A 16,759-nucleotide genomic window follows, 5' to 3' on the forward strand; every position below is an offset into this window, starting at 1 on the left:
TCCACCGGCAGGCGCGGCACCACAACGGTGAAAGTACTGCCCCGGCCCACCTCGCTGTCGACCTCGATGCGCCCGCCGAGGGCTGTGAGAAGGTCCGATACTAGGGCGAGCCCGATCCCGGATCCTTCGATACTGTGCGCGCCGGAGCGTTCCACGCGGTGAAACCGCTCGAAGATGCGCGGCAGATCCTCGCCGGGGATGCCGAGCCCGGTATCGGCCACCACGAGCCGAACGGTGTCGGTGTCGCCCGTCAGGCGTACCGAGATCCGGCCGGACGGGGTGTACTTCACGGCATTCGCGACGAGGTTGAACACGATCTTCGACCACATCTCGGAGTCGATGAGCACAGTCACGTCCTCGGCTGTGTCGGCGACGAGCTCGAGCCCCTGATCCGACGCGACCGACGCGAACATGGACACGCAGTCGCGCGTCACCGCGGCGAGATCGGTCGGCTCGGGACGTGCGACGAGTTGCCCGGCATCGGCGCTGACCACGTCCAACAGGTCGTCGACGAGTCGGCGCAGTCGCATCGACGCACGGTGAACGACGTCGAGGGACTCTCGATCGGACTCCGACAGCGTCGACGCCGCACTCTCGCGCACCGAGGCCAACGGACCGGCGAGCAGCGTCAGCGGCGTGCGGAATTCGTGACCCACAGTTTCGAGCAGCCGCGTCTTCGCCTCGTCGGCCCCGGCCAGCGCCGCAACGCGTCGTCTCTCCATCTCGAAGGCATGCGAGGCAGTCAGTGCGGTGGACACGCGTTCGGCGACCACCCCGCAGAACGAGACGATCGACTCGTCCACCACGCGATGACCGCTGACGCCGATCAACAGCGCCCCGACCGGTTCGATCCGACCCGCCATCGTCAACGGCGTCACGACCGCCTGTGGGACGTTTCCGACTACCTTCGCAACCTCGCAGGGCACCGATCCGTCCACCACCCGCAGAACGTCTGCGCACTCCCACGTCGACGCCTCGAAACCGGCCTCACCGTTGACTGCGACTCGTGTCAACCGGCCGTCCTCGGCCAGGTCCGCGCGGAGGTAGGCCGCCACCAGCGGGAATTCACGGGGCTCGCTTGCCAGAACCTCCACAGCGGCCCGGGCGATGCCGGGCGGGCCCGTCCCGTCGCCGGTGTCGAGTGAACCGAGTCGCAGCAATACGCTCATCCGCCGCTGGCCGAGTACCTGCATCGTGTCGTCGATCGGGGCGACGAACACTCCGAGAACAGTGTTCCCCGGTCCACGAATCGGGCTGTAGGAGAGGGTCCAATACGTCTCCTCGAGGAAGCCGTAGCGGTCCATCATGAACAGATGTCGGGCGCGGTGAACGGACTCGACGTTGTCGACCACCTGGAGAACCATGGGCCCCACGACATCCCATACCTCGGTCCAGCACGTACTCGCGCGCTGGCCGGCAGCGGCAGGAAACTTGTCCCCGAGGAAATCGGTATACGTGTGATTGAAGATCTGCACCAGCTGCGGGCCCCACCAGATCAGCATCGGGATCGTCGACGGCATGACGGTACGTACGGCCGTCACCAACTCCTGCGGCCAGCTCTCCACCGGCCCCAAATCGGTCGCCGACCAATCCAGCTCGCGAAAACGCGCGTCGGTGGCGTTGTCACCCGGAAACAGCTCGTCCAACTGGACCGAACTGCCATCGGGTTGTGGGGAAGTCATCGCATCGTCCTTCGTCACTTGCAGCCGCCGGTGTCCGGCGGGCGCAACCTAGCAATCGATACTAGCCGAACGACCCATATGCAGGCGTTTCGCTCGTCCCTTACGGGGGTACTGCCGCGAGCATGCCCTCCTCATCCAGTCTCCCGTATCCCCTGGGCGTCTCGCGTCTGTCGAACGACGGTGCCAACCTTGCCGTCTACTCCGAAACAGCGGACTCGGTCTCCGTGGTCGTATTGAACGACGACGGAACAGAGCGCAGTACAACGCCTTTGACGCAGCTCACCGGCCACGTCTTCCACGATCTGGTTCCCGATGTGACGCCGGGTGCCCGCTACGGGCTGCGCGTCGACGGCCCGTGGGATCCCGCGTCGGGGCTGCGGCACAACTCGGCGAAGTTGCTGCTCGACCCGTACGCCACCGCCATCACCGGCCAGGTCGATTGGAACGAGTCGGTCTTCTCGCATCTGCATGCCGAGCCGGAGACCCGCAACGACGAGGACTCGGCACCGCACATGCCGTATTCCGTTGCCGTGCAGTCGAATTTCGAATGGTCGGGAGACGAGTCACCGCGCACGCCGTTGGACCAGACGGTCGTCTACGAGGTGCACGTGAAGGGATTCACTGCCACCAACTGATGTGCCCGAGGATATTCGCGGCACCTACGCCGGCCTGGCGCACCCCGCCGCGATCGCGCATCTCAAGCGCATCGGCGTCACCGCAGTGGAGTTGCTACCGATCCACCAGTTCGTCCAGGATTCGCACCTGCTCGAAGAGGGCCGACGCAACTACTGGGGATACAACTCCATCGGCTTCTTCGCCCCGCACAACGAGTACAGCAGCAGCGGCGACACCGGCGGCCAGGTGGACGAGTTCAAGGCAATGGTCAAAGCCATGCACGACAACGGTATCGAGGTCATTCTCGACGTCGTCTACAACCACACCGCCGAGGGCAATCATCTCGGACCGACGCTCTCGCTCAAGGGAATCGACAACGGCTCGCACTACCGACTGGTCGACGACGACCGGAGCGCGTACTACGACACCACCGGCACCGGCAACAGCCTCAACGTCGGCCACCCCGCGGCCCTGGCCTCATCCTCGACTCACTGCGGTACTGGGTGACCGAGATGCACGTCGACGGCTTCCGCTTCGACCTCGCCAGCACCCTGACTCGTCAGGACTCGGACCTGAACGTGCACAGCGCTTTTCTGAGCCTCGTACATCAGGATCCGACGCTCGCCCCGGTCAAGCTGATCGCCGAGCCGTGGGACACCCAGGGCTACCAGGTGGGCGGCTTCCCGGCGCGCTGGTCGGAGTGGAACGGCAAGTTCCGCGACGACGTTCGCGATTTCTGGCGCGGTGAGAGCGGCGCGCTGCCTGCACTGGCGCAACGTGTCACCGGCAGCCCGGACGTCTACGAGAGCACCCGTCGACCCACGTTGGCCAGCGTCAACTTCATCACCGCACACGACGGCTTCACGTTGGCCGACTTGAACTCCTACGACGACAAGCACAACGAGGAGAACGGCGAGGACAGCCAGGACGGCGAGTCCGACAACCGCTCGTGGGGCTGCGGGGCCGAGGGCCCGACCGACGACGAGGGCGTCAACGCGCTGCGGGCCCGCCAGCAACGTAACCACCTGGCCACGCTGCTGCTCTCGGCCGGAGTTCCGATGATCCTCGGCGGCGACGAGCTCGGCCGAACGCAGAACGGCAACAACAACGCCTACTGCCAGGACAACGAGGTCTCCTGGTTCGACTGGAGCACAGCCGATCAGGACCTCATCGACTTCACCACCCACCTCATCGCGCTTCGCGCCGAGCACCCGGCACTGCGCCCCACGTGGTTCCGGCACGACAGCGATTCCGAGGAAGAGGGATCCGGCCCGGACACCGTCGACTTCTACCGCGCCGACGGTGAGAAGCTGTCCGACGAGGACTGGTCGGACGGCAACGCCCACAGCATCCTGGTGTTGATGCGCGCAGGCGAGGGCGACGCGTCGTTCGCGTGGATGGTCAATGCCTCACCCGGGACCGTGGATTTCACCTTGCCGAAGGGCATGTGGACTCTGTCGACCTCGAGTGACCCGGACCAGGCATACGAGGCCGGTGGCCCGTCCATCCTGATCCGGGAACATTCGTTCACGTTGCTGCAGGGCTGATCCAACAGCTGACAGCAGCGGTCCTGGCGTTCCAGGACCGCTGCTGTCAGCGTTTTCAGCTCACGCCGAGACGCACGTCCGGTGCTCCGAGACGCGCCGCATCAGCGGTGTCGTCGTCGGGCTGCTCCTGCGAATCGCGCTCTGCGAGAACACGAAGCCGATAGTGCTCGATTTCCTCGGCCACATGCTGCGCATCCCATCCCAGGATCGGTGCGACGAGATGCGCCACTTCCTGTGCAGCCGCCTCACCGCGGTCGGGGACCTCGATGGAGATGCGCGTACGACGGGTCAGGATGTCGTCGAGATGTTGCGCGCCTTCGTGACTGGCCGCATAGACCACCTCCGCCTTGAGGTACTCCGGTGCACTTTCGAGAGGATTGCCGAGCTCCGGATCGGCGTCGATCAAGTCCAGCAGCTCACCCATCAGCGTGCCGTACCGACCGAGCAGATGCTCGACGCGTGAGACGCGCATACCGGTGCGCTCGGCCGTCAGAGCGCGGGAGTTGAACGCCCCGAGGTAGCCGTCGGCACCGACGAGCGGAATGTCCTCGGTGACGCACTTCGGTACCGTGCGTTCGAGCCCGTGCACCGCAGAATCGACTGCGTCCTTGGCCATCACGCGATAGGTGGTGTACTTGCCGCCGGCGATCACCGTCAGCCCTCGTACCGGGCTGGACACCGCATGCTCACGCGAGAGCGTGCTGGTGGAATCGGATTCGCCGAACAGCAACGGGCGCAGTCCGGCATACACGCCGACGACGTCGGTGCGGTCCAACGGATCGGCGAGCAATTTGTTCACGTGGCCCAGGATGTAGTCGATATCGCTCTGGCTCGCGGCCGGGTGGGCCAGGTCGAGCTTCCAGTCGGTGTCGGTGGTGCCGATGATCCAGTGACTGCCCCACGGAATGACGAACAGCAGACTCTTCTCGGTTCGGGTGATGATGCCGGTGGCACTGTTGATGCGATTGCGCGGCACCACCAGGTGCACGCCCTTGGAGGCACGAACCTGGAACTGTCCACGGCCACCGACCATCTGCTGCACCTCGTCGGTCCAGACACCGGCCGCGTTGATGACCTGCTTGGCCCGGACCTCGAAGGAGCGTCCCGTCTCGAGGTCGCTCGCCACGACGCCGACGACCTTGTCGTCCTCCCGCAGGAAGCCCGTGACGCGAGTGCTGTTGGCGCACAACGCACCGTAGGCCGCCGCGGTACGGGCGAGCATCATCGTGTGCCGAGCGTCGTCCACCTGGCCCTCGTAGAACTTCACCGCACCGCGGATCGCCGAGCGCTTGCCGGACGGGAAGGACTCGAGCGTCTTCTTCTTTCCGAGGTGCTTGTGATGACTCGGCACGCCGCGTCCGGCACCCATGACGTCGTACACGCCGATGCCGAGTCCGACGTAGGGACGGTCGATCACCTTCTCGAGCGGATAGATGAACGGCACCGGGCGAGCGAGATGCGGGCACAGCTTGTTCAGTACCAGCGAACGCTCCTTGAGCGCCTCGAACACCAACGCGAAGTTGAACTGCTCGAGGTAGCGCAGACCGCCGTGGAACAGCTTGCTCGAGCGGCTGGAGGTGCCGGCCGCGTAGTCACGCGCTTCGAGCAGACCGACCTTCAGGCCGCGCGTGACGGCGTCGAGTGCGGTGCCCGCTCCGACGACGCCGCCGCCGATCACCAGGATGTCGAGCTCTTCGGCCTCCATCCGTGCCAACGCGTCTGCGCGGGACTGCGGGCTCAAAGCCGTTGTGGTGGAACTCATTCTTCATCAACCCAATCGAGAGTACGTGTTACTGCCTTCTTCCAGCCGGCGTAGAGCTTCGCCCGCTGGTCTTCGTCCATGGACGGTGTCCATGTCTTGTCCTCGGCCCAGTTCTGACGGATGTCGTCCTCGCTCTCCCAGTACCCGACGGCAAGACCGGCCGCGTATGCCGCTCCGAGAGCGGTGGTTTCGGCGACGACGGGCCGGACGACGTCGACGTTCAAGATGTCGGACTGGAACTGCATGAGCAGCTCGTTGACGACCATGCCACCGTCGACCTTGAGCACCTCGAGATCGACCCCGGAGTCCGCGTTCATGGCCTCGATGACCTCACGCGTCTGATACGCGGTGGCTTCCAGGACGGCGCGTGCGAGGTGCCCCTTGTTGACGAATCGCGTCAGTCCCACGATGGCACCGCGGGCGTCCGACCGCCAGTGTGGGGCGAAGAGACCCGAGAACGCAGGGACGAAGTAGGCACCGCCGTTGTCGTCCACCGACCGCGCGTCGGTCTCGATATCCGCGGCCGAGGAGATCATGCCCAGGTTGTCGCGCAGCCACTGCACCAACGAGCCCGTCACCGCGATGGAACCCTCGAGCGCGTACACCGTCGGCTGGTCACCGATCTTGTAGCAGACCGTGGTGAGCAGGCCGTTCTTGCTCATGACCTTCTCCGTACCGGTATTGAGGAGCACGAAATTGCCTGTGCCGTAGGTGTTCTTGGCCTCACCGGGAGACAGGCAGGCCTGCCCGAAGGTGGCTGCCTGCTGGTCGCCCAGGATTCCGGAGATCGGCACTCCGCGGAACGGTCCGCGTTCACGGCCGGTGCCGTACACCTCGGAACTCGACCTGATCTCGGGCAGCATCGACATGGGAATGCCCATGTCGGCGCAGATGCCCTCGTCCCACTGCAGGGTGTCGAGATCCATCAGCAGGGTGCGAGAGGCGTTGGTCGGATCGGTGTAGTGCAACCCGCCGTCGGTGCCGCCGGTCATGTTCCACAGCACCCACGTGTCCATGTTGCCGAAACACAGTTCTCCCGCTTCGGCTTTCGCCCGTGCGCCGTCGACGTTGTCGAGGATCCACTTGATCTTGGGGCCGGAGAAGTAAGTGGCCAACGGCAGGCCGGTCTTGGCGGTGTACTTGTTGGCGTCGCCGCCGCCGAGTGCGGTGGCGATGCGATCGGTGCGGGTGTCCTGCCAGACGATGGCGTTGTAGATCGGCTTGCCCGTCTCGCGCTCCCACACCAGCGCCGTCTCACGCTGGTTGGTGATACCGACTGCGGCGATGTCCTCGCGCGTCAGATCCGCTGCGGCCATGGCACCGGCCGCGACGGCGCGCACGTTGTCCCAGATCTCCGACGCGTCGTGCTCGACCCAGCCGGCCTGCGGGAAGATCTGCTGATGTTCCTTCTGATCGACCGCGACGACGGTACCCGCGTGATCGAAGATCATGCAGCGTGAAGACGTGGTTCCCTGATCGATCGCGGCGACGTACTTTCCTGCGAACTCGGTCATGGCTTCTCTCCTGTGGTCTGGGTGTCTGCTGGGAGTCGTGATGGCGGCTCGGGCGTCGAACCTTCTTGTTTGCGTAGGTTCTTTCCGATGAGCAGGTCGTACAGGAACACTCCTATCGGTCCGCCTACGAGAGGTCCGACGATCGGGACCCAGAAGTACAGGCCACCGTATTGATCTCGCCAGGCTCCACCGTATCCGGTGATGTACGACGCCAGGCGAGGTCCGAAATCTCGGGCCGGATTGATCGCGTATCCGGCGTTGGTGGCCCATGCGAAGCCGATGGCGACGACGATGAGGCCGACGATCAGTGGGGCCATGTTGGCCATCGGTGCGGTACCGAGTGAATCGGTCACTGCCACAATGAGGAACAGCAGGATCGCGGTGCCGATGATCTGATCGATCAGCGCCGAGGACACACTGACGGGCAACGTTCCGTTTCCGGGAAGCGTCGAGAAGATCGTCTGGGTGGCGGTGGTGTGCCCGGGGTCCACTGCGTTGATCATGTCGTTGTAGTTCCAGCGCACCAGCAGCGCGGCCACGAAGGCACCTGCGGTCTGCGCGAGGACGTAGGGCGCAACCATCTTCCAGCTGAATCCGCGGAAGAGTGCGAACGCGATCGTGACCGCGGGGTTGAGGTGCGCGCCGGTGATACGACCCGCGACGTAGATGCCGAACATCACGCCCAGCCCCCATGCCCAGGCGATCGAGTCGTGGTCTCCGAGACTTCCCGATTCACCGCCCGAGACCACCTGCGCGACGACGCCGACGCCGAACAGAATGAGAATCATGGTTCCGGCGAACTCGGCAGCCATGTGCGCCGGCAGTCCCCATTCCGGTTCCTTACGAGCCATTGTGTAGCCTCCGCAAAGTTGGTGATGCACGCCACATTGCGTGCTGTTTGCCACCGTAGACGGCCTGCACTGCGTTGCACAGCTGATGCACATATGTGCAAAGCGGTCGTACACTGCGACTGTGACGGACCAACGCATTACGCCCGAATCGGATCTGCGGACCGGCCATGCCACCCAGGCGGCGCGCCTCTACTACTTCCAGGACATGACGATGGCGGCGATCGGCCGTGAGCTGGGCGTATCTCGTTCGACAGTCTCACGACTCATCACGTTCGCGCGGGCATCAGGACTGGTGGAAATCAAGATCTCCACCCCGCTCGGTCAGGCACCACGAATCGAGCGTGCATTCGCCGATCTGTACGACATTCGTGCACATGTCGTCCCCGTGTCGGAAACCGTCGACGAACTGCAACGCCTCGATCGCGTCGCCACCTTCGCAGGCCGATTGCTGACATCGTTCTTCGAGTCCGACATGGTGATGGGCGTCGCCTGGGGAACCACCGTCAGCGCCGTCAGCCGCAAGCTCGCCCCCAAACGAACCCACAATTCGACCGTCGTACAGCTCAACGGCGCAGCGAACACCCGCACCACCGGAGTCTCCTACGCCACCGACATCGTCCGAACCTTCGCCGACGCCTACGGCGCTGTGGCGCAGGGATTTCCGGTGCCCGCGTTCTTCGACTACCCGGAAACCCGGCAACACCTGTGGCGTGAACGCAGCATCAAGCGAGTACTCGAACTGCAGGATCGGATGAACCTCGCCGTGTTCAGCATCGGCGTCATGAGCGGCGCCGTTCCGAGTCACGTCTACAGCGCCGGCTACCTCGAGCGTGAGGATCGAGCCGAGCTTCAGCGCGACGGCGTCGTCGGAGACATTGCCACCGTGTTCCTGCGCTCCGACGGCAGCCACAACCGAATTGCGCTGAACGACAGATCGAGTGGACCGAGTCTGGATCGGCTCAAGGTGGTACCGCGCCGAGTCTGCATCGTCGCCGGAGCGTCCAAACTCGATGCCCTCACCGCCGCCCTGCGCGGCGGATTGATCACCGACCTCGTCATCGACGACATCAGCGCGGCCCAGTTGATCCTGCGCTCGCGTGGCTGACCTCTTGCGCTCATCCGATTCTCGTGTCACTCTTTTCTTCATGACAACCGGAAAGGCGGACACCGCCTCCCTCACGTGAGCGCCGTGCCGATGCCGTCGACATTTCCCCGTCGCGGCACATTCAGTGACAATCCCGATGAATACGCCGAGAGCATTCGTGCGGTCTGTGCGCAGCGCGATCGATGGCTCGACTACGGCCTGAAAGCCGGCCCCTCCGATAGAACGACTGCGGAATCCGCAGTGGCACAACTGTATCGGCGATCTGGATACCGGGAGCCGAAGTTCGTCTGGGTGCCCTCACCCCCAGCCGCGGCAGCGTTGATCGCCGCTCGAACAGCGGCGCAGGATGCACACGTCGGTATCCGGATCCCCTCGTTACTGTCCGATTCCCGGCGGCGCATGGACCGTAGAATCGATCGACGACATATCGAATGGCCGAGTCGATACTCCCATCGGGACCCCAACGCGCAACGCGATCTCGAAGCGCGCATCGCCGTCGCACGCCGCTCACCGAAGGACGCAGCCCGCGCCGGCATCGGTCCCGATCCGATCATTCGCCGAACCGTACGGAAGTCGTTGCACACCAGCCTCTTCGACGGTGTTGCCACGGCCGTCAGATCCCTGGTGCCACACCCCTTCGGCACCATCACCTGGTACGGGCAACAGGAGGCCCATCGCGTCGCCTACTACGACATCTATCGCTCCTTCGGCCTCATGACGTTCGGGCGCGAGGACAACGAACTTCTCGACATTCAATCGGCCCTCGTCGAATCGACGGGATGGTGGTGGGCGTTCGACGACATCGCGGTGATGTCCGAACGGCCGACAACCCTGCACACCGAACCGCTACCCGATCCGGTGCACGGTGAAGTGCGACTGCACAATTCGTCCTCTCCGGCAATCGAGTTCGGTGACGGCAGCGGTGTCCATGTCCTCAACGGCACCGTGGTTCCCGATTGGGTGATTCACGATCCGACCGTCGAACGCATCACCGTCGAACGCAACGTCGAGATCCGACGAAGCGCCATCGAACGAATCGGCTGGGATTCCTATCTGGAGCAGGCCGGTCTACGACTGGTCGACACCGACGACGATCCGGGCAATCCCGGCTGCAGCCTGCAACTGTTCGCCACACCCGCCGGCTGGGGAGACGAGGGACGAATACTGCTTGCCGTCAACGGTTCTCGCGAGCGAGACGGCGAGCGTCGGCGATACGGTCTCCGTGTCCCCGGCGCGTTCTCGTCCGCAGTCGACGCCGCAGGCTGGACCTACGGCCTGGCCGGAGCCGACTACGGCCGACTCATCCGCCGTACCTGACGACACACACCCCGACAACACACCCAAGGTGAAACACGTGAACTCGAACATCACACTGTCCGCACTGACCGACCTCACCGGCCTCGACGTATTCGACTATCTCGACAAGGAGATCTCCGTGCCCGTCATCGACGGCCTGCAAGCCCAAGGCGATCTGATCGTCGTACCGTACGTACTGCTCGACGGCATAGTCGTCCCCACCGAACAGACGCGGCGCGAGACCGTGCCGCTGACGGGAATCGAACTCCTGCGCAGCGCAGCAGGCGGCAACCCGCACAGCCTGGTGGCCGACGGCGGCCTCTGCTCGTGGGCCAGTCCCGTCCACGACGTCCGAGGTCTCGCCCTGGGCATTTTGACCAACTCGCAGACGGCATACCTCATTCATCCCGAGCACGGCGCCACCGGAATCGCGCCGGGTCGCTATGTCATCGGCCGTCAACGGGAAGGCGGGCAGGGCGGTTGGTTCCATGCACCCCAGCTGATCGCCGACTGACAGATCGTGGTTCCCGTCACATTTCCACCGAAGTGCTAGGTCCATCTCACAAACCAATCTTCGGTAGTAAGTGTGACGTTGTGTACCACTAAGGTTCGCGACATGGCTGTTGTTGTCGTTGCGACTTATCCATGACCGGCTCCCCCTCGCCGGTCCAGAACCGACTCCTCGGAATAGCTCTCGTCGTGCTGATCGTCGTGTTCGTCGGGTGGAGCGTCACCTCGTACAACAAGACGTTCAAGGACGTGGTGACGGTCTCGCTCGAGACCGACAGCGTCGGCAACGCACTTCCCCGTAACGCAGACGTCAAGGTACGCGGCCTCATCGTCGGCGAAGTGCGATCTGCGACGACGGCAGGTGGCGTCGTCACCTCGGAGTTGGCCATCGAACCGGACATGGCGAGATGATTCCGTCGAACGCCACCGCGCGACTGCTGCCGAAGACACTGTTCGGCGAACGGTACGTCGCGTTGGTGTTGCCGGACGGCAGGCCCGGGTCGCCGATCACCGAGGGCACGGTGTTGAAGCAGGATCGCAGCGGCAACGCCATCGAGGTAGGACAGGTGCTCGACGGCCTGCTGCCCCTGCTCCAGGCCGTGCCGCCGGAGGACCTGTCGAACACCCTCGGCGCGCTGGCGCAGGGCCTGAGCGGTCGCGGCGAAGAGCTCGGCCTCACGATCGACAGACTCGAGAACATCTTCGCCGGGCTCAACACCGAATTGCCCGCAATCCAGGAGGACCTGCGCGGGCTCGCCGACTTCGCGCAGACCTACTCCGATGCGGCTCCCGAGTTGATCAACGCACTGGACAATCTGCGGACCACGGGCAATACCGTCGTCGAGAAGCGCCCGGCCCTCGAGACGCTCTACGCGTCTTTGACATCCGCCTCCAACACCACCGCCGACTTCCTCGATGCCAACTCCGCGGACATCATCGGACTGGCCGCGAATTCCCGCGAAGCGCTCGAGGTGTTCGCCGAGTTCTCCCCGGCTCTCGGGTGCACCGTCGGTCAGTTCGCCGAGGGTGCCAGGCGCGGCAAGATCCTGCTGGGCGACGGTGACGAGTATCCCGGCATCAACGTCTCGATGCCGTTCGTCAACCCGAAGGGTCGGTACCTACCGAACCAGGACGAGCCGCGATTGTTCGAGCAGGACCGCGGACCGACCTGTTACTCCTCGCTCGATCGATCGGCCGGCGAATACTTCCCGCAGTACCCGGGCAGCTCCCCCAACGACGGCTCGTACCAGGTGCCGTCGAGAAACCCCGGCGAACAGGACATTCCGTCACTTCCGGTTCCGCAGCTCTCCCCCGTGCCCGCCTCGTACGCGAACTCGGTCACCGAGCATCAGACGTTGGCCGTCGTCTACGGCGGGGCCACGGGAATCGAGCCCGACGCAGTGCCGTCCTGGACCACGACGGTCGGCGCTCCCGCACTCAGAGGAACGCAGGTCACGTTCCAATAGGACCTACTGATTGAATGGTCCGCATGCCCCGTCGACGAGCGCGGCGGGTAACGATTCAGGAGTACAGATGCCAGCCGATACGAACACCGCCGGATTTTCCATCCAGTCCAGCAACGACGGGCGCGCGGCCGTCATCGCGGTCGCCGGTGAACTCGACGTCACCACGGCCCCCGCACTGTCGAGCGCGATCGACGCACAGATTTCGACCACGCCTGCTGCCTTGATCGTCGATCTGAGCAAGGTCTCGTTCTTGGCCTCGGCTGCCATGACCGTGCTGGCATCGACGCAGAAGAACCACGGGGACGCCGTTGCCTTCTCGGTCGTCGCCGATGGGCCGACCACCAGCCGCCCGATCAAATTGATGGGTCTCGATCAGGAATTCGCGCTGCACGCCGATCTGGCGTCAGCCCTCGCCGCTCTCGACTGACGACACTCCCAGCGCCATCACTGCTGCGTCGTCGGCCAACCCGTCGCCGAAGCTGTTCAGCAGGACCCGCAGATCCTCGACGATTGACGCAGGTGCCGCCGGGGCGTGGGCGGTCGCGAACTCGAGCAGCGCGCCCTCGTCGTCGTATCGACCGGTGCCCACCCGGGCCTCGGTGAGGCCGTCGGTGTAGAGCATCAGGGTGTCGCCCGCGCTCAATGTCACGGTGGCAGGCACGAAGCGCGCGTGCCGCAGAATACCGACGAGCTGCCCGCCCGTCATGTGGACGTAGTGCGCGCTGCCGTCCGCCCGCATCACCAGCGGAGGCGGATGACCGCCGCTGGCCATCGCCACCTCGAACCCTCCAGCCGAGCGGCTGAGCACCCCGAACACCGCCGTGCAGAACTGCGCGTCGTTCTCGCGGAACTCCTGGCGCAGAACCGAATCCAGATTGTGCAGAACAGCGACCGGGTCGTGGTCGTACACCGCGGCCGCGCGCAGGGTGTACCTCGTCAACGACGTCACGGCTGCGGCCGACGCACCCTTGCCGCACACGTCGCCGAGGAAGAATCCCCAGCGGTCGTCCGACAGCGGGAACAGATCGTAGAAATCTCCACCCACCTCGTCGCTCGATGCCGCGTGATAGTGCGCGGCAGCGGTCATTCCCGACGGCGGCAGCAGGGCAGGCGGCAGCAGCGACCGCTGCAGTGTCTTGGCCAGCAGCTCCGCTCGCGTTCGGGACTCGAGCAACTCGCGTTCGTAGGTGCGACGGTCCCTGGCGTCGAGCGCGGTGATGCGAATCAGTACCGGCGTGCCCGTCTCGTCGGTCTTGACGTTCGCGGTCATGAACACGGGCAGCCGTCGCCGATCGGACGTCACGAAGTCGATCGCAATGCCGTCGAGCTGGCCGTACATCCGCAGGATCGGACCGAAATGGGTCTCGTAGTGGATCCGGCCACCGGCGGTGAGAAGTTGGGTGAAGTCGGTACCGATCAGGCGTCGACGTCGAAGCCGAGCCAATTCGCCAGCGTCGAGTTCAGTCTCACGATCCGCATGTCGGGGAGAACCGAGAGATAACCGCAGGGCGCGTTCTCGTACAGGTCCTCGATGTCGAGTTCGTGAATCACGACGATCTCACGAAGGTCGCAATCGCCTCGGCGGTCTGTTCGGGCTGGGTGACGTGCGGGCAGTGTCCGCTGGCGTCGAGTGTCCGGAGAGTGCTGCCGGTGATGTGTTCGTGGACGTATCTGCCGACCTGAGGCGGTGCCAGCGAATCCCGCGCACAGTCGACGATCATCGTGGGCAGGGCTACCCCGGCCAGATCGGCGCGATTGTCGGACAGGAAGGTGGTGCGGGCGAACACCCGTGCGCACTCGGGATCGGTTCGGCAGTAGCTCGCGGTCCACAGGTTCTCGAGATCCGGCCGATCCGGTGCGTTCACCACGATCGGTGCCATCGATGCGGACCATCCCAGATAGTTGCTGTCCAAAGACTCGAGCAACTCGTCGATGTCCTCGCGGCTGAATCCACCGCGGTAGTCACCGTCGTCGATGTACCGGGGGGACGGCGTCAGAAGAAAGAGCTTGCCGAACAACTCGGGAGCCGCCTGGACCGCGAGAACACCCATCATCGACGCCACCGAATGGCCGACGAACGTGACGTCGCGGAGGTCGAGTTCCCGGACTATGTCCACGATGTCGTCGACGTAGGCGTCCAGCGGCGCGTACTTGTCCGCATCCCACGCCGAGGGATCCGACGCTCCTGACCCGACGTGATCGAAGAGCACGATCGAGAAATTCGGAGCCAGGAGATCGGTTACCGAACGCCACAGCGTCTGGTCGCAACCGAAGCCGTGAGCCAGCATCACCACGGGGCCGTCGGCAGCCCCCACGACCCTGACGTTGTTCCTGATACGCGCGCTCACCCGCACAGTGTGTCATCTGCCTCCGACGCCGGGGAGTGAGACTGCTCCGACGGGGTATGGCCTCTGTCTACAGAAACGAGAAAGTCATGCGAGTGCTGGTCACCGGCGCAACCGGATACATCGGGTCTCGGCTGATCCCGGTCCTGCTCGAACAGGGTCACGACGTGCACGCTGCCATGCGAGATCCGAGCAAGAAATCGCGCTTCGCCTGGGGCGCTCACGTCACCGCGGTGCACTTCGACCTCGACGATCACGAGACCTTCGACACCGCGACCGAGAATGTGGATGCCGTCGTCTATCTGGTGCACTCGATGGACGAGGGCGACTTCGTCGAGAAGGATCGCCACGCCGCGCAGTCCATGGCCGCCGCCGCGGAGCGCAACGGCCTGCGCCGGATCGTCTACCTCTCCGGCCTCATCCCCGACGACGGCACCCCGTTGTCCGATCATCTGCGCTCTCGCCTGCAGGTCGAGGAGACGTTCCTCGACAGCTCCGTCGACGCCACCGTGCTGCGGGCGGCGATCATCCTCGGTTCGGGATCGACCTCGTTCGAGTTGGTGCGCCGGATGACCGAGCGTCTGCCGCTCACGCCCATCCCGACGTGGATGCGCAGGCAGGTACAGCCCATCGCCGTCGTCGACGTGGTCGCCATCATCGCCCGTGCCCTCGGCGACACCGCCCGCCCGGGAACGTTCGACATCGGCGGAACCGAAACGATGAGCTACCCGCAGCTGCTGCAGGCGTACGGCAGCGTCGCCGGTCTGCGTCGCGTACAGATCCCGGTTCCGCTGTTGCCGACCGGCCTGGTGGGGCGCGCCGTCGCCACCATCACCGCCATGCCTCCCGGCACGGTGATCTCGTTGGTCGACAGCCTCACCCACGACATGGTGGTGCGCCGCGGGAACGCGGCAACGGAGGTGTTCGCCGAGCCCGGTACGTCACTGATGAGCGTCCGAGAGGCCCTGGAGCGTTCGATCACCGTCACCGCCGAGGAGGGCACCGATGCCCACGCCGATCCCCAAGCTGCCGCCGATACCGATCCCGAGTGGGCAGGTGGGGGTCGTCGACATCGTCGACGGCCAGGTGCGGCAACGGCCTTCGGGCATCCTCGGAAAGGCTCTGCTCGGAGCGACCCGCTAACCGATGTCGGCGTAGTGGTGCGCCCACGGCACGGCTCGTTCCAACTGTCCGGCCAGTTGGACGAGCAATGCTTCGCCTCCCAGCGGTGCGGTGAAGTGCGCGCCCATCGGAAGGCCCTCGGGGGTCCAGTGGACGGGCAGAGAGAGCGCGGGACGGCCGGTGACGTTGGCCAACTGGGTGTACGGAATCCACGAGATGTTGTCGTCGATCATCTGATCGACGATGCCGGTGTGCCGAAGCAAGCCGGCAGTTCTACTGCGCAACAATAAGTCAGACGCCATTTGCAGCGGCTTCGCGAGGTCGAACGCGCCGATCTTCGGCGGTAGCTCGGCCAGGGTGGGCGTCAGCAGCAGATCGTACGTCTCGAAGTACGTCGCCAGCGCCCGAACGTGTACGTGGCGGCCTTCCACCGCGTCGAGATAGTCGATGCCACTGGCAGCTCTGCCCAGAGCCGCCATGATTCGGGTGTCACGCTCGAACGCGTCGTCGCTGCAACCGGTTCTGCGTTTGACCTCGTCCATCTCCCACGCCAGGTAGGTGAACCAGGCCAACAGGAATTCGCGATTGAGGCTCTTGTCGTCGTACGGCGGGGCATCGAGAAGTTCGACGGTGTGGCCGAGGTCGGTCAGCGTCTTCGCCGCCGATTCCATCGCTGCGACGGCCTGCGGGTGGGGCGACGGATTGACCGATGTCACGGCATACATGCCGATGCGCAACGGCTTCGGATCCTTGTCCACTCGAAACAGGAACGTTCCGTCCGGACGCGCGGGCAAGTAGCCGGACGACGCCTCGCCGCCCGCCAGCACGTCGAGCATCGCTGCGGTATCGCGTACCGATCGCGACACGACGCCCTGCACCGCTGCCCCCGTGCATCGGCTCACCGAAGGTCGGTCCCGACGGCACCAGTCCGCGTCCCGGCTTGA

At 64.8% G+C, this 16,759-nt stretch carries 9 protein-coding genes and 5 pseudogenes; 7 read left to right on the forward strand and 7 right to left on the reverse strand.

Annotated elements, in window-relative coordinates:
* A partial coding sequence (locus tag RHBS_RS12490; protein ID WP_145977513.1) for a HAMP domain-containing sensor histidine kinase occupies positions 1 to 1,682 on the reverse strand: 1,682 nt, incomplete at its 3' end.
* A 122-nt stretch (positions 1,683 to 1,804) separates the two neighbouring features.
* On the opposite strand from RHBS_RS12490, the pseudogene glgX reads away from it, so the two are divergent.
* Positions 1,805 to 3,844 (forward strand): annotated as a pseudogene (glgX, locus tag RHBS_RS12495) (glycogen debranching protein GlgX).
* Positions 3,845 to 3,899: 55 nt separating this feature from the next.
* Here the strand turns inward: glgX and RHBS_RS12500 are convergent.
* From RHBS_RS12500 to RHBS_RS12510, 3 genes are read right to left on the reverse strand one after another with little or no spacing between them, the layout of a single operon-like run.
* A complete protein-coding gene (locus RHBS_RS12500) occupies positions 3,900 to 5,606 on the reverse strand; it encodes a glycerol-3-phosphate dehydrogenase/oxidase (protein ID WP_128645693.1) in 1,707 nt (568 codons plus the stop codon).
* Entirely contained in the window at positions 5,603 to 7,120 is a 1,518-nt protein-coding gene (gene glpK, locus RHBS_RS12505) for a glycerol kinase GlpK (RefSeq protein ID WP_128645694.1), read from the reverse strand. The genes RHBS_RS12500 and glpK overlap by 4 nt, the downstream gene beginning before the upstream one ends.
* Positions 7,117 to 7,971, reverse strand: coding sequence for an MIP/aquaporin family protein (locus RHBS_RS12510; protein ID WP_128645695.1), 855 nt, complete (start codon positions 7,969 to 7,971; stop codon positions 7,117 to 7,119). Before RHBS_RS12510 ends, glpK begins: the two co-directional genes overlap by 4 nt.
* Before the next feature lie 121 nt (positions 7,972 to 8,092).
* Here RHBS_RS12510 and RHBS_RS12515 point away from each other — a divergent pair, with 121 nt between their 5' ends.
* From RHBS_RS12515 to RHBS_RS12535, 5 genes and pseudogenes are all read left to right on the forward strand, one after another.
* Positions 8,093 to 9,076: a sugar-binding transcriptional regulator gene (locus RHBS_RS12515; protein ID WP_237669189.1), complete on the forward strand. Its 984-nt coding sequence runs from the start codon at positions 8,093 to 8,095 to the stop codon at positions 9,074 to 9,076.
* A gap of 75 nt (positions 9,077 to 9,151) precedes the next feature.
* Positions 9,152 to 10,393 (forward strand): DUF6745 domain-containing protein, encoded by a 1,242-nt coding sequence (locus RHBS_RS12520; protein ID WP_374700587.1) that lies wholly within the window; start codon positions 9,152 to 9,154, stop codon positions 10,391 to 10,393.
* 37 nt (positions 10,394 to 10,430) lie between these two features.
* Complete coding sequence (locus RHBS_RS12525) at positions 10,431 to 10,886, forward strand: hypothetical protein (protein WP_128645697.1); 456 nt, start codon at positions 10,431 to 10,433, stop codon at positions 10,884 to 10,886.
* A gap of 131 nt (positions 10,887 to 11,017) precedes the next feature.
* Positions 11,018 to 12,348: pseudogene (locus tag RHBS_RS12530) on the forward strand (MCE family protein).
* A 67-nt stretch (positions 12,349 to 12,415) separates the two neighbouring features.
* Entirely contained in the window at positions 12,416 to 12,775 is a 360-nt protein-coding gene (locus tag RHBS_RS12535) for an STAS domain-containing protein (RefSeq protein WP_128645698.1), read from the forward strand.
* Here RHBS_RS12535 and RHBS_RS12540 read toward each other — a convergent pair.
* A pseudogene (locus RHBS_RS12540) lies at positions 12,752 to 13,899 on the reverse strand (PP2C family protein-serine/threonine phosphatase). The gene RHBS_RS12535 and the pseudogene RHBS_RS12540 sit on opposite strands and share 24 nt — an antisense overlap.
* Positions 13,896 to 14,696, reverse strand: coding sequence for an alpha/beta fold hydrolase (locus RHBS_RS12545; RefSeq protein ID WP_187298463.1), 801 nt, complete (start codon positions 14,694 to 14,696; stop codon positions 13,896 to 13,898). The pseudogene RHBS_RS12540 and the gene RHBS_RS12545 overlap by 4 nt, the downstream one beginning before the upstream one ends.
* Before the next feature lie 86 nt (positions 14,697 to 14,782).
* Here RHBS_RS12545 and RHBS_RS30475 point away from each other — a divergent pair.
* A pseudogene (locus RHBS_RS30475) lies at positions 14,783 to 15,445 on the forward strand (NAD(P)H-binding protein); the annotation flags it as partial.
* A 387-nt stretch (positions 15,446 to 15,832) separates the two neighbouring features.
* On the opposite strand, the pseudogene RHBS_RS12555 reads toward RHBS_RS30475, so the two are convergent.
* Positions 15,833 to 16,759 (reverse strand): annotated as a pseudogene (locus RHBS_RS12555) (amidase); the annotation flags it as partial.

Source organism: Rhodococcus sp. BS-15 (assembly GCF_000813105.1).
GTDB lineage: Bacteria > Actinomycetota > Actinomycetes > Mycobacteriales > Mycobacteriaceae > Rhodococcoides.